Source organism: Subtercola sp. RTI3, from assembly GCF_035018625.1.
In the GTDB taxonomy this organism is placed as follows: domain Bacteria; phylum Actinomycetota; class Actinomycetes; order Actinomycetales; family Microbacteriaceae; genus Subtercola; species Subtercola vilae.
The window spans coordinates 22,173-35,136 of the sequence record NZ_JASJXO010000042.1 but is presented as its reverse complement, the minus strand read 5'-3'; the positions used below and the strand labels follow the sequence as shown (position 1 = coordinate 35,136).

The window sequence follows — 12,964 nt, the reverse complement described above, 5'->3', positions numbered from 1 at the left end:
AGATGTGTATAAGAGACAGAGACACAGCCGGGGGCACTGGCACTGGCGTGCGGTTACTCGTGGTGGGCAAGGCGAACCATCTCACGCCGTGGGTGGTCGAGACGATTGGCATGTTGCGGGCATCCGGAACCGTCGTTGTCGTCGACATGGGATGGCCGTCGCTCGACCGACAGTTCGCCGACATCGCCACGTTCGGCGCATCGGCCGCCGTGGGTGGCGCCCTTCGGGCTCTGCTCGGGGATGCGGTATGAGAATCGGCATCGACATCGGCGGCACGAAGACCGACGCGGTGGCCATCGACGATGGTGGCGTCATCGTGGACCGGCTGCGGCTGGCCACCGGCTTCGGTGCGGCAGAAGTTGTCAACACAGCGGTGGCGGCCGTGACGCAGCTGCTTGCCCTGCCCGGCGTCGCAGGCACGGCGAGCGACGACTCCACCAGTAGCATCGCGTCGATCGGCATCGGCATTCCCGGCACGGTCGACAGCGCCACCGGGCACGTCTCGCACGCCGTCAATCTGGGCCTCGACGAGCTCGACCTGGGCGACGCCCTCGAACGCCGCCTCGGCGTGCGGGTGCGAGTCGAAAACGATGTGAAGGCAGCCGCCCTCGGAGCGTACTCCCTGCTCGAGCACACCCCCGCCCACGCCGCGGCGCACACAATGGCATACCTCAACCTCGGTACCGGGCTTGCCGCGGGCCTCGTTCTGGGGGGCGAGCTCTGGCGGGGGTCGTGGGGGGCGGCTGGCGAGATCGGTCACATTCCCATCGATCCAGCGGGGGCGCTCTGCCCGTGCGGCCAGCGCGGCTGCCTCGAAACGGTGGCATCGGGCTCGGCTATCGCGCGCCAGTGGTCGACCGACGACCAGCGACCCGCGCAGTCACTGTTCGCGGCCGCTGACGCTGGTGATCTCTACGCGGTGGATGTTCGCCAGCGCTTCATCGAAGGCATCGCCTCGGCCGTGCGCGTGCTGGTGCTCACGGTCGACGTCGATGTCGTGGTCATCGGCGGCGGACTCAGCAACCTCGGCACCCCACTGCTCGACGCGGTGCACGGCGTGCTCGCCGGGTGGGCGCTGGCCTCGCCGTTCATCGCCTCGCTCGACCTCGGGCGCCGTGTCGAGCTGCTGCCCGAAGGCTTCCCCGCCGCGGCTGTCGGCGCCGCCCTCGTGGGCATCGACCCGGCAACCAGCCCCACCCCACCCCATCGACTCGGCGATGTTTGCGGGTGCGAGGCCTCAGCAGGCGCAAACTCTGCCGACTCGACGAGCGGCTGAGCGGCTGCGCTACTGCGCTACTGCGCTACTGCGCGAGGCTCCGCACGAGGTCGATTTTGGTCGGAAACGCGCACTCGAGCAGTTCGCGCACCTCGGGGTCGCCGTCGAATTCGTCGGTCATGCGCAGCCCGATCATCGTGTTGATCAGCATGCCTTCGGCCAGGAACCCCTGCGCCTCCGCAGCGCCGAAACCGGCCTCGTCGCGGAGAAACCGGTACACCTGCATGAACCCGCCGCGGCCGGCCGGGCCGATGACCGGGTCTTTGCCCAGCACGAAGGCGTGCATCAGCGAGAGCAGCAGCCCGCGGTCGCGCAGCTGGTTCACGTAGGCAGAACCGAGCCGCTGAGTGAGGGGTTCGGCCGACGCCGTGTCGGCGACCGCCTGCCGAAACGACGTGAGCAGACGCTCGAGTGCGCGAGTGATGACGTCGAGGAACAATTGTTCTTTCGTACCGAACATGCGCACGACGTACGGTTGACTCACGCCTGCCGCGCGCGCCACCTGCGCGGTGGTCGAGCCCACGTATCCATAGTCTCCGAACACCTGCATGGCAGCGTCGAGCACAAGTTCTCGCCGTTCTGCGGCACGCATTCGCGTCGCCGGGTGGTCGTCTGTCTGCGTCACCTTGACATGGTATCAGCCGATAACTACTGTTTAGGTAATCGTATGATGCCTTAGCGGGTCGGCGGTTCTCACTGCACAACCCCTTCGAACGAAACGAGACGGCATGTCTGCCACCACGCCTGCTGCCACCGCAGCGGGTTCGCCCACTGCAGCGCGGCGGCGCATTCCCATTTGGCTTGCCATCGTGGCGGCATCGCTGCCCATGTTCATGGCCACGCTCGACAACCTCATCATGACCAGTGCACTGCCGGTCATCCGGGTCGATCTGAACGCCTCCATCGGCGAGCTGCAGTGGTTCGTCAACGCGTACACGCTCTCGTTCGCCACCTTCATGCTGATGGCCGTCGCGGTGGGTGACCGGCTCGGCCGGCGCAGCGTGTTCGTGTTCGGCATCGCACTGTTCACCGTGGCGTCGGCATTCTCTGCGCTCAGCACCGAGTCGTGGATGCTCATCGTCGGCCGCGCCTTCCAGGGCGTCGGGGCGGCTGCCCTCATGCCGCTCTCGCTCACCCTGCTGGTCGGGTCAGTCAGTACTCGGCTCCGACCCCTCGCCATCGGAATCTGGGGCGGCGTCTCGGGCCTCGGCGTGGCCCTCGGGCCCCTCATCGGCGGCGCGGTCATCGAAGGCTTCGACTGGCAGGCGATCTTCTGGCTGAACGTGCCCGTAGGCATCGTGTCAGTGCCACTCGCTCTGCTGGCCCTGCCCAACACCTTCGGCGCAAAACTGCGGGCCGACGTGGTGGGCCTTCTCCTGGTGGGCGTCGGCATTCTCGCCGTGGTCTACGGCATCGTACGCGGCAACGACGCGGGCTGGGGCAGTTTCGAGGTGCTCGGCTCCCTCATTCTCGGTGCCGTTCTGCTGGTGTCGTTCGTGGCGTGGGAGTCGAAGAGTGCCGCGCCGCTCCTCCCACTGCGGCTCTTTCGTGACCGCAGCTTCAGCGTCGCCAACCTCATCGGTATCGCGTTCAGTTTCGGCATCTTCGGCTCGATCTTCATTCTCATCCAGTTTCTGCAGATCGTTCAGGGGCACTCCCCGCTCGAGGCCGGCGTCATGACCATGCCGTGGACCCTCGCGCCCCTCATCGTCGCCCCCCTGACCGGCCTCATCACACCCCGGGTCGGCACCCGCGCGCTCATCGTCGCCGGCCTCGCGTTTCAGACCGCCGGCATCTTCTGGCTCGCGCTCATTCTGAAAGCCGATGCCTCATACAGCTCGATGATCGGCCCGTTTTTGCTCGCCGGAATCGGCATGGGGCTGGTGTTCGCCCCCTCATCGTCGGCCGTGCTCGCGAACATGGCGCCGACCGACCAGGCGAAAGCATCGGGTACGAACAGCACCCTCAGAGAGATCGGCGTCGCTCTCGGCATCGCGGTGCTCACCGCGGTGTTCACCGGTCACGGCGGTCAGTTGACGCCGACGGGGTACGTGGATGCCGCGATTCCCGCCGTACTCGTCGGCGCTGGCGCACTGGCGCTGTCGACGGTGCTCGCGCTGTTGCTCCCGTCGGGGCGGGTGTCCACGCTGCCGACGCCCGGGCCGGGCGCTCGAGCGACAGCGACAGCGACAGCGACAGCGACAGCGACAGCGACCGTGCCCGCAACGCCCACCCCCGCTACGGCCGCGCGAACCGGTCGGTAGCGTCGAGCAGCGCATCGAGAATGCCGGGCTCGTCGAACGCGTGCCCGGCATCGGGCACCATGGTGAACTCGGCCTCCGGCCACGCTTGGTGCAGATCCCAGGCGGTGAGCGCGGGCGTGCAGAGGTCGTACCGCCCCTGAATGATGGCGCCTGGGATGCCCTTGAGCGCCGAGGCGCCGGCGATCAGCTGGCCCTCTTCGAGCCATCCGCCGTTCAGAAAGTAGTGATTCTCGATGCGAGCGAAGGCCAGCGCGTACCCGGGCTCTGAGTAGTTCTCGAGCAGATCCGGCCGGGGCAGCAGCGTGATCGCCTGCGACTCCCACGCCGACCACGCCACCGCAGCCGGCCCGTGGATGCCCGGGTCGGGGTTCGTCAGCAGCCGATGGTACGCGCGAATGAAGTGCCCCCGGTCATCCAGAGTCTCGTCACTGGCAAGAACCGGTTCGAGAAATTTCTGCCACAGATCGGGCAGAATGAGCCTCGCCGCGCCTTCGTAGAACCAGTCGAGCTCGACCTTTCGCAGCGTGAAGATGCCCCGCAGCACCAGTTCGCTGACCCGTTCGGGGTGTGTCTGGGCGTAGGCGAGGCCGAGCGTGCTGCCCCACGAGCCGCCGAACACTTGCCAGCGCTCGATACCGAGATGCTCGCGCAGGGTCTCGATGTCGGCGACGAGGTGCCAGGTCGTGTTCGTGGCGAGGTGCTCGGGCGACGTGCTCGCGTGCGGCAGGCTCAGCCCGCAGCCGCGCTGGTCGAACAGAATGATGCGGTAGAGCGCCGGGTCGAAGAGTCGCCGATGCGCTGGGCTGCTGCCGGCCCCCGGCCCGCCATGCAGAAAAACCACCGGTTTACCGTGGGGGTTGCCCGAGGCCTCCCAGTACAGCTCGTGGCCGTCGCCCACAGGCAGAAAGCCGATCTCATAGGGGTCGATCTCGGGGTAAGCGGTTCGCATGCGTCGAGCCTACGGGCAGAAGTCCCCCTATAAGAGGACTGCGACGGTCGACGCCCACCCCTACTGTCAGAAGCAGAGACCCAGCACCCTCTGCGGAAGTTGACTGACGTGACCGAGACCGAATCCCATACCCAGCCCGAAACCGGGCCACTGGCTGTCTCTGCGCCCGACCGCGAAGGTTACTGGCCCCAGGCCATCACAATCGCCCTGTTCGTGGTCATCGGCGCCGCTGGGCTGCTGCTCCTGCTGTTCGCGCGGCACTGACGCGCGCGACACCAACCCGCGCGGTACTGACCCGCCCGGCACTGACTCGCTCTGCACTGGCCCCACCGAACCGGCCCCCACTCCACTCAGCTTCGTCGAGCGCAGTGATTTGTAGGATGGTCGGGTGCCCGTCTCCCGCCGAACCCTCCTGACACGGCGCTCGGTCGTGCTTGTCGTCGCGCTTGTCGTCATCGCGGGGGGCATCTACGTTCCTGTCGTGCTCACGGCCGCCGCGCCCGCCGCCTCCGCGACCCTCGCTGTTCCGGCCGTCGCCCCCGCCGCAGAGGCGGTCGTGAGCACACCAGCGGCAGGCTCGAGCGCCATCGCCCTCACCGGCTCGAGCACCATTCTCGCCTCGAGCGGCAGCACGACGCCCGTACCCATCGCCAGCGTCACAAAGATTCTGACCACGTTGGTCGTGCTCGAGGCGAAGCCGCTCACACTGACCGACAACGGCCCGAACATCACGCTGACCGAAGCCGACCTCGCCATTCTCGGCCAGACCCAGGCCGAAGGCGGCTCATATGTGCTCGTCAATGTGGGGCAGGTGCTCACCGAACGGCAGATCCTTGACATCATGCTGCTCGAATCAGCGAACAACTACAGCGAGACCATCGCCATCTGGGCCTTCGGATCGCTCGACAACTACCTCACCGCCGCTCGCGCGTTCATCGCGGCACACAACCTCAGCGGCACCACCGTCGTCGATTCGAGCGGCCTGAACCCGGCCAGCCGCAGCACCACCACCGATCTGCTCACCCTTGCATCGCTCGCCGAGGCGAATCCCGTACTGAAGGCCATCGTCTCGACCGCGAACGAGACCGTGCCCGGGCTCTCGCCACTCACCAACACCAACACTCTGCTCGGCTCCGACGGCATCGACGGAATGAAGACCGGCACCACCGACGAAGCCGGCTCGTGCCTGCTGTTCTCCGCCGACTTCACGGTGGGTGGCACAACCCTGAGCGTCGTCGGCGTGGTGCTCGGTGCGGCCAGCTCGGCGGATGCCCGGGCATCCGTCACCGCACTGCTCGACACGGCCAAGAAGGGCTTCACCGTGGTGCAGCTGGCCACTGCCGGAGAGGTGGTGGGCAGTTACTCAACGGTCTGGGGCAGCACCGCGCCCATCGTGGCGAGCGAGAGCGCCAGCACGGTCGTCTGGTCGAACTCGGCCGTGTCGGTGCGCAGCGCCGTGACCCCACTCAGCGAAACTGACCCCGCCGCCGCAACTCCCGCCGGTACGCTCACGTACACCGTCGCCGGGCCGGTCGAGAGTACCGTCGTCACCGTTCCGCTGGCGCTCGGTGCCGCTCTTCCCGGCCCCGACGGTGCCTGGCGACTCGCTCACCCGGGCGAGCTGCTCGGCTGACGAGCCGGCAGCGAGACCACGAGCTTCGTCGCCGAGACGCCGCCTCGCAGCCGCTCGAGGGCAACCTGCACCTGACCGAGCCCCGAACCCACGACCCGCGGCGCAGGTGCCGGCACAAACCGCCCCTCGGCGAGCGCGGCGGGCAGAAACCGCTGCCAGAGCATGGGCCCCACCTCGTTGTTCATCAGCGAACTGCCCCACACGAATCGCACCCGGATGCCCCGCGAACGCGCCCGCGCCTGCAACAGGGCAGTACCGCCGACCATCCGCGCGCCGAGCCGAACCAGCGCAAGCGAAACTCCCGTGCGGGGCGGCAGCGCGCCGAACGATACCGATGGGCTCGCCAGTGCCACCCGTTTGCATCCACTGCCGATCGCGATCTGCACGCTCGGCTCGGCCGAGCCGGTGCCCACCGCGAACACGCCGGCCACCGTGGTGCCTCGCACTGCCCCGACCGCATCGCGCACCACCGTCGGGCTTGCATAGTCGAAGACCCGGTTCGCTCCGAGTTCGCGGAGCCGCTCGTGGTTCTGTGGCGACGCCGTCGCCACCACGGTGTAGCCCGCCGCGACGGCCAGCTGAATCGCGTTGCTGCCGACACTCGTCGACCCACCCCACACCACGACGGTCTCACCGCCCTGCCGCGGCGCGGTCGGATGCCGCAGCCCCAGCTGATCCTTCTGGAACAGCGCCGACGCCGCCGTCGACACCCCGAGCGGAAGCACGGCTGCCTCCTCGTACGTCATGCCCTCGGGAATCGGTGCGGCCAGCATCGCCCGCACCACCGTGTACTCCTGAAAACCGCCCTCTGCCGCGTGCTTTCGCCCCTTCTCCATGCCGAGCGCGTATGCCAGCACACGATCGCCCACGCTGAAGCGGGTGACGAACGGGCCCACCTCCACCACGTCTCCCGCCACGTCTTCGCCGAGTACCGACGGGTAGGGCAGCCAGCGGAACATGAGGTTGCCAGTGGTCTGCTTGATGACATCGAGCGGGTTCACCGCAACGGCACGGTTGCGAATCACGATCTCGCCCGGGCCCGGAGCCGTGTACGAGGCCGGGCGCACGATCATCTGGCCGAACGGCGCGTCGAGCCAGGCCGCGGCGTTGGCAGCGCCTGCCGTCTCGGTGCCTGCAATCGCTATGCCTGCAGTTGCAGTGCCTGCCGTAGCGGCAACGGTGACCGCGGTGCTCAGGGTCGCCCCCACCGCCTCCGCGAGTTCAGCCCCGAACAGCGCACCCGGGGTGTACGCGCCCGGCCGGCCCTCGCCGTTCAGCAGGCGCCGCGCCACCTCGGCCATCACGTCTGCAGTGAAGGTGCTGGCGTCGCCGGCCTGCAGCCACCCCTCTCGCACCTCGCCCGATGCCCACTCCACCCGGGCGTGCGCCCACGTCGACGACCGCTTCATCGGCGCGGCCGTGAACCTGATGCGCGCAACGCGGTTGCCAACGAAGCGGCTCGCCCCGGGCATCCGGATGACCGCCCCCAGCACCGGCAGAACCACGCGCCTCAGCAGCACACCCGACGGCGCGGCCATCGAGGCGGCCACCACCTCGTCAGCGCCACTCGCTCGCCACGCCGCGAGCAGCTCACCGCTCGCGCCGCCGCCCGTGTGCACTGCATCGCCGTCGGGCGTCACAACCGTGAGCGGATGCGCCCCCGTCGCCGACCGCACGAGACGGCCGCCCCGCACCTCGCGGCCTCCGAATTCGAGCACCTCGATGATGCTCCCGGCCAACGCCGAGCCGAGCAGGCCGCTCTCCATGGCGAGGGCCGGCAGCGCGTCGACACGGACGCTCGCCGGACGCGGCAGGCCGGCGCACACCCGCAGCAGCACACTCTCGGTGCCGAGAACGCCGAACCCAGCTCCCGTGACGAACACCTGGCCGGCCGCGGTCGCTTGCTCGTCGAGCTGAAGAATGCCCTCGACGGCCGAGAACTCATTGGCGAGGTCGACGTAGTGGGTTCCGGGAGGGCATGCCCGGGCAACCATCAGGCTGGTGGTCGCAAACGGACCCACCGTGTTCACGACGACCCCCGGGCCCTCATCTCGCACCGCCTGCCCGGCACTCCGACCGGCCCCGGCGCTCCGACCGGCCTCAGCGAGTTCGGCGAGGTTCTCGTCGAGCGTGCCCACCACCAGTCGGTGCCCACCACCGAGCTCAGCAGACAGTGCCGCAAGACGCTCGCGCGACCGCCCTGCCAACACCACATCGATACCTTCGCCCACCAGTCGTGCAGCAACCTCGCGGCCGCTGCGCCCGGTTGCCCCGAGGATCCATACCTGCTTCGTCATTCGATCTTCTTTCGCCAGCTCGTCGGTTGTGCATCCACGCCCGCATTGATGACATGGCGTGCCATCACTCTACACATGACGACACTCGATGTCATCACGCGTCACTAGAATGGACGCATGAGCAGATGGCAGCCCGACGCGCGTGAGCGCCTCGAGCGTGCCGCGTTAGAGCTGTTCGCCGATCAGGGCTTCGGCGAGACCACAGTTCCCCAGATCACCGCGCGCGCTGGGCTCACCACCCGTACGTTCTTTCGCCACTTCGCTGACAAAAAAGAAGTTCTCTTCGCAAATGAAATCGACGTACCCGCCCTCGCCGCTCAAATGATCGCAGCGGCCCCCGCCGAACTGACCCCCATGCAGATCATCTCGGGCGGACTCGAGGCAGTGGCCGCGGCCCAGTTCTCCAGCGGGGTCGACTACGTCGTGGCGAGAAAGGCCGTGATCGAATCCGACGAGGGCCTTCGCGAGCGGGAACTGCACAAGCAGTCGGCACTTGCCAGCGCCATCGCCCAGAGCTTCGTGGCGCGAGGTGTAGACGAACTCGAGGCCACCCTCACCGCGCACCTCACGGTGACGGTCTTCAGCGTGTCGATCGGTCGCTGGCTCGATCAGAATGGGGCAGTGCCGCTGCCCGAGCTGCTGCACGAGACCCTGGCGGCACTGCGCGGCATCATGGTCGACGCCAGCTGGAACAGCTGACTACAGGGTCTCGCACAGCGACGCCTCAGTCGAGCGCCGGCCGTGGGTCAGAGCTCGACGTCGAAGTCGTAGCCGTGCGCGGTGGCGTCGGCTTGCGACGAAGGCACTGGCTTCGGTCCGACGAGCGCCTCCGTGAGCCGGTGCAGCCGGGCTTCGGCCTCCGCCGAGTCGGGGTCGGGCATTGTCGTCGACTCCGACGCGCTCACGAGCTCGCTCGCGGGCCCGATCACCAGCTGAACAGTGTCGGTCTGCCCGTCGTCGCGCACGATCGGTATGTCGACGGCCTCGGCCCGGTGACTCGACCCGAGGGCGGCCACGAAGTGCAGCAAGGCGTCGGCAACGCCGTCTGTGGTGAGAAAAGACCCGCCGCTGTATGAAATACGTCTCATGCATCAACCATTGCCACGTTTGCCCGACGATTCAAGGGGGTCGACAGACAGAGCAAGATCAGAGCCGAACGGGTGTATTCTTCAGTTTTCTCGTTCGTCGGGCAGTGGCGAGGCCACGGCCGAACCGGTCGGCGGCCTCACCCGTCGCTCGTGAATCGACGCCCCGGCAGCCAGGTAGACCTCCCGCGGCACTCCTGCATCAGACTGCTTGACCGACGAGATCCAGATCGACTCCGGATGCACGTCGTCACCTGCCCGTACATCTTCAGCCGTGCGCAGCTTCGCCACCCGGTGGATCAGCGTGCCGAACCCGATCTTGATCGTGACGTCGGCCACGCAGAGCGCGATCTGCATGGTCGCCGCCCAACCGCCACCGTCGCCGAAGATCTGGATGAGGTATACCACGGGGTACACCACCCACCCCGATAGCAACAGGGTCGCCGCCCGCCGCAGAAGCCGGTTTGCGTCCGGCGTGAGCCCCTCGCGGGAGGCGAGAACTCCCCGAACGAGAACCACGATGGTGACGAACCAGAACACGCAGCTCACGGCGCCCCAGACAATGAGCTGGGCCGTGTCTGTTCCGCCGCCGATGATGAAGGCGCCGAGAAAGCCCGTGAAGATCATCAGAAACGCGCTGGCGGCCGCCACGAGCCGCGCCTGACGTGCAACAGCGCCCACCGCCGCACACACGGCCAGCAGTTCTACCGAGAGCAGTGGCACGTTCAGCGACCAGTCCATATACCGGGCAGCGAAACCGAAGATCGCGCCGTCATTCGGCACGTATCCGGCAGGCGTCTTGTCGTACCCGGTGACGAAGCTCACCACCAGCGCGATGTACGACACCGTGGCAATCGCCGTGATGCAGATGCGCGCGACGACGGCCGGCCGATACCGCGACCCCACTTCACCGCGGGTCAGCCACGCTCGAACGAAGCCGGCGAACAGCGCGAGCGCCGCAACGGCCAAAAAGTAGAGCGTCAGAAGATATTCTGACGACGTCAGGGTGGCCGACCACGGCGCTACAGCAGTTATCACGTACTACGACCGACCCGTCACTGGTTCTGGAGTGAAGAAGAGACCTCCACCGCTGTTCGCCGAGTCCATCAGCACGTCGATCCATTCGCGATTGATCGACGGAACACGACTCCCGTAGAACCGGTAGTAGAGCGTGCTGCTCGGGTCGAGCCAGATAGAACTGCGCCCACTGCCGATATCGGCAGAGTCTGCCCACGAGAAGACAAAACTCTCACGGCGTCGAAGCTTCGCCGTGATGACGATCTGAAGGTGGGTGAGAGCACGGTCATCGAAGCTGACTTCGATACTGGGGCTGCCATAGAGCAAAATACCCATCGGTGTGCTCCTCGGTTAAGATCACCCTAGCCCTGTTTGGGCAGAACCAAACCCGTTTCGTACGCGACGATCACGGCCTGCACCCGATCGCGCACTCCGAGCTTTAACAGCACACGCCCGACGTGGGTTTTGACGGTCGATTCCGAGACCACGAACTGCACTGCGATCTCGCTGTTCGACAGCCCCTCCGCAATGGCGACGAGCACTTCCCGCTCGCGCTCAGTGAGCGGCTCGAGGCGTGCCCCGAGGGCGCTCGAGGCATCGGCGACGGCTCCTGCAGCGGCGCCGGGGGCCGCACCCTCGTGTGCCGCGGGCAACCGGGAGCCGAACAGGTCGAGCAATTGTTTCGTCACACGCGGCGACACCACGGCATCGCCCGCCGCCACGGCCCTGATGGCGGTGATGAGTTCCGCCGGGCGAGCGTCCTTCAGCAGAAATCCGCTGGCACCGGCGCGCAGAGCAGCGAACGCATATTCATCCAGATCGAACGTCGTCAGAATGAGGATCTTGCTCTCGGGAACCGTGCGAACGATGGCCGCCGTGGCATCGATGCCGCTCATGCCGGGCATCCGAACATCCATCAAGATGACATCGGGCTTCTCGGCCTGGGCTGCGACGACACCGGATGCCCCATCTGCCGCTTCACCGACGACCTCGAACCCGGGCTCGGCCTCGAGCACCATTCGAAAGCCCATGCGGAGCAGCGACTGATCGTCGACCAGCAGAATGCGTATCGAAGTCATCATGACCGCTCTTTCGTATCGGGTGTCGAGAGTGTGGCCCGAACGCGCCAGCCGCCGGCGTTGGTGTGGCCGGCCTCCACGGTGCCGCCGTAGGCCGCCGCGCGTTCGCGCATGCCGATGAGACCCTTGCCGGTGCCGATCGATGGTGCGCCTGTCTCAGACTGGCCCTCGTCGTCGACGACGACACTTACGCCGCCGGAGCTGTAGACGATGCGCACGGCGGCGTGCTTCGGGTCGGGAGCGTAGCGCAGACTGTTGGTGAGGGCCTCCTGCACAATGCGGAAGACGGTCAGCTCGAGCCCCGCGTCGAGCGGAACCGCACCGGAGACAGAGAACCGGATGACCATTCCCGCCGCCCGGTACGCGTTCACTAGTGCGGCGAGGTCGTTGTGCGAGGGTTGCGGGCCGGTGAGCACGGGCTCCACAGCTGCTACGGGCCCGCCGTGAGGCTCGGCCAACACACCCAGTACAACGCGCATGTCGGCCAGGGCGGTACGGCCGGTCTCCGCCACCTGACGAATCGCGTCGCGGGCGCGCTCGGGGCTGCGCTCGACGCTCACGTCGGCCCCGTCGGCGAGCGCCACCATCACGGTCAGACTGTGCGCGACGATGTCGTGCATCTCGCGGGCGATGCGGGCACGTTCGTTCGCGGCGGCGAGAAGGGCCTGCTGGTCGCGCTCCCGAACCAGCTGGGTGGCACGGTCGAGCAGCGCTTCGACGTAACGCTTGCGGTTGCCCACGTTCACGCCGATGAGCAGAAACACGAGCATGAGAAAACCGAACGTCAACGACATACCGGTGGTCTCGGCGAGGTCTACCCCCGTCGAGATGAGCGTCACCGTCGCAAGAATGAGGGCAAGCGCACCGAACGAGATCCACGCGGCGCGCACCGAGGCGTACACCGCGGCACCGTAGAGGCCGAAGAGCGCGGCCGGCAACAGGCTTCCCCCGAAGGTCGAACCCATGGCGACAAAGCTGAGACCAACCGCGGCCACGAGAACGAGCGGATGCGCCCGGCGAAACCTGAGCGCGACTGTGACCACGATGAGCGCAAGAGCGGCCACCGATGCCGCCACCAGCGCCGCGACATCGTTACGGCCTGTGACGAACGCTCCAACGAGATAGCCCGCTGCCGGCAGCGCGAAGACGGCCACGACGGCCCAGTCGAGAATCCAGAGGTGCCGCGCGAAGAAGAGCCGAAAGACCCCGGGTGGCCGGGGCAGGCGCAGGGCGTCGTTCGAGGCGGCTGCGGTCTGGGCATCCATTCGCTCGGTACTCGAACGCCACAGCGCCGCCCAGACGGCCAAACGCCCGGCCGTCTTCGACGGTGACGTCGAGCTGGCCGGGCGTTCGGTGGAGGTCAT

At 67.3% G+C, this 12,964-nt stretch carries 13 protein-coding genes and 1 pseudogene; 6 read left to right on the top strand and 8 right to left on the bottom strand.

Annotated elements, in window-relative coordinates; all coding sequences use genetic code 11:
- A pseudogene (locus tag QN358_RS14195) lies at nucleotides 1–251 on the top strand (hypothetical protein); the annotation flags it as partial.
- Nucleotides 248–1,276, top strand: coding sequence for an ROK family protein (locus QN358_RS14190; RefSeq protein ID WP_136640554.1), 1,029 nt, complete (start codon nucleotides 248–250; stop codon nucleotides 1,274–1,276). The pseudogene QN358_RS14195 and the gene QN358_RS14190, both read left to right, overlap by 4 nt.
- 25 nt (nucleotides 1,277–1,301) lie before the next feature.
- On the opposite strand, the gene QN358_RS14185 is transcribed toward QN358_RS14190, so the two are convergent.
- Entirely contained in the window at nucleotides 1,302–1,901 is a 600-nt protein-coding gene (locus QN358_RS14185) for a TetR/AcrR family transcriptional regulator (RefSeq protein ID WP_136640553.1), read from the bottom strand.
- A 103-nt stretch (nucleotides 1,902–2,004) separates the two neighbouring features.
- Here QN358_RS14185 and QN358_RS14180 point away from each other — a divergent pair, with 103 nt between their 5' ends.
- Nucleotides 2,005–3,540 carry an MFS transporter gene (locus QN358_RS14180; protein ID WP_323512766.1) on the top strand — a complete coding sequence of 512 codons (1,536 nt, stop codon included), beginning with the start codon at nucleotides 2,005–2,007 and terminating at the stop codon, nucleotides 3,538–3,540.
- Here QN358_RS14180 and pip read toward each other — a convergent pair.
- Complete coding sequence (pip, locus tag QN358_RS14175; RefSeq protein ID WP_136640551.1) at nucleotides 3,515–4,489, bottom strand: prolyl aminopeptidase; 975 nt, start codon at nucleotides 4,487–4,489, stop codon at nucleotides 3,515–3,517. The genes QN358_RS14180 and pip overlap by 26 nt on opposite strands.
- 108 nt (nucleotides 4,490–4,597) lie before the next feature.
- Here pip and QN358_RS14170 point away from each other — a divergent pair, with 108 nt between their 5' ends.
- Both QN358_RS14170 and QN358_RS14165 read left to right on the top strand, forming a co-directional pair.
- Nucleotides 4,598–4,753, top strand: coding sequence for a hypothetical protein (locus QN358_RS14170; protein WP_161580318.1), 156 nt, complete (start codon nucleotides 4,598–4,600; stop codon nucleotides 4,751–4,753).
- 124 nt (nucleotides 4,754–4,877) lie between these two features.
- On the top strand, nucleotides 4,878–6,122 hold the full coding sequence (locus tag QN358_RS14165; protein WP_136640550.1) for a D-alanyl-D-alanine carboxypeptidase family protein: 1,245 nt from the start codon (nucleotides 4,878–4,880) through the stop codon (nucleotides 6,120–6,122).
- Here QN358_RS14165 and QN358_RS14160 read toward each other — a convergent pair.
- Nucleotides 6,098–8,419 carry an alcohol dehydrogenase catalytic domain-containing protein gene (locus QN358_RS14160; RefSeq protein WP_323512765.1) on the bottom strand — a complete coding sequence of 774 codons (2,322 nt, stop codon included), beginning with the start codon at nucleotides 8,417–8,419 and terminating at the stop codon, nucleotides 6,098–6,100. The two genes, QN358_RS14165 and QN358_RS14160, sit on opposite strands and share 25 nt — an antisense overlap.
- Before the next feature lie 117 nt (nucleotides 8,420–8,536).
- On the opposite strand from QN358_RS14160, the gene QN358_RS14155 reads away from it, so the two are divergent.
- Complete coding sequence (locus QN358_RS14155; RefSeq protein ID WP_323512764.1) at nucleotides 8,537–9,118, top strand: helix-turn-helix domain-containing protein; 582 nt, start codon at nucleotides 8,537–8,539, stop codon at nucleotides 9,116–9,118.
- A gap of 47 nt (nucleotides 9,119–9,165) precedes the next feature.
- On the opposite strand, the gene QN358_RS14150 is transcribed toward QN358_RS14155, so the two are convergent.
- The 5 genes from QN358_RS14150 to QN358_RS14130 form a co-directional block, all read right to left on the bottom strand.
- The gene (locus QN358_RS14150) at nucleotides 9,166–9,507 is read right to left on the bottom strand and encodes a hypothetical protein (protein WP_323512763.1); all 342 of its coding nucleotides are present in this window, start codon (nucleotides 9,505–9,507) and stop codon (nucleotides 9,166–9,168) included.
- Between the two features lie 81 nt (nucleotides 9,508–9,588).
- Complete coding sequence (locus tag QN358_RS14145) at nucleotides 9,589–10,542, bottom strand: bacteriorhodopsin (RefSeq protein ID WP_323512762.1); 954 nt, start codon at nucleotides 10,540–10,542, stop codon at nucleotides 9,589–9,591.
- Between the two features lie 3 nt (nucleotides 10,543–10,545).
- Entirely contained in the window at nucleotides 10,546–10,857 is a 312-nt protein-coding gene (locus QN358_RS14140) for an ATP-dependent DNA ligase (RefSeq protein ID WP_136640546.1), read from the bottom strand.
- A 26-nt stretch (nucleotides 10,858–10,883) separates the two neighbouring features.
- Nucleotides 10,884–11,603, bottom strand: coding sequence for a response regulator (locus tag QN358_RS14135; protein WP_416351998.1), 720 nt, complete (start codon nucleotides 11,601–11,603; stop codon nucleotides 10,884–10,886).
- The gene (locus tag QN358_RS14130; protein ID WP_323512761.1) at nucleotides 11,600–12,964 is read right to left on the bottom strand and encodes a sensor histidine kinase; all 1,365 of its coding nucleotides are present in this window, start codon (nucleotides 12,962–12,964) and stop codon (nucleotides 11,600–11,602) included. Before QN358_RS14130 ends, QN358_RS14135 begins: the two co-directional genes overlap by 4 nt.

Coding starts and splice junctions, on each gene's coding strand:
- QN358_RS14130 (WP_323512761.1), bottom strand. CDS start 12,964: ATGACCTCCACCGAACGCCCGGCCAGCTCGACGTCACCGTCGAAGACG.
- QN358_RS14190 (WP_136640554.1), top strand. CDS start 248: ATGAGAATCGGCATCGACATCGGCGGCACGAAGACCGACGCGGTGGCC.
- QN358_RS14155 (WP_323512764.1), top strand. CDS start 8,537: ATGAGCAGATGGCAGCCCGACGCGCGTGAGCGCCTCGAGCGTGCCGCG.
- QN358_RS14135 (WP_416351998.1), bottom strand. CDS start 11,603: ATGATGACTTCGATACGCATTCTGCTGGTCGACGATCAGTCGCTGCTC.
- pip (WP_136640551.1), bottom strand. CDS start 4,489: ATGCGAACCGCTTACCCCGAGATCGACCCCTATGAGATCGGCTTTCTG.
- QN358_RS14160 (WP_323512765.1), bottom strand. CDS start 8,419: ATGACGAAGCAGGTATGGATCCTCGGGGCAACCGGGCGCAGCGGCCGC.
- QN358_RS14150 (WP_323512763.1), bottom strand. CDS start 9,507: ATGAGACGTATTTCATACAGCGGCGGGTCTTTTCTCACCACAGACGGC.
- QN358_RS14140 (WP_136640546.1), bottom strand. CDS start 10,857: ATGGGTATTTTGCTCTATGGCAGCCCCAGTATCGAAGTCAGCTTCGAT.
- QN358_RS14180 (WP_323512766.1), top strand. CDS start 2,005: ATGTCTGCCACCACGCCTGCTGCCACCGCAGCGGGTTCGCCCACTGCA.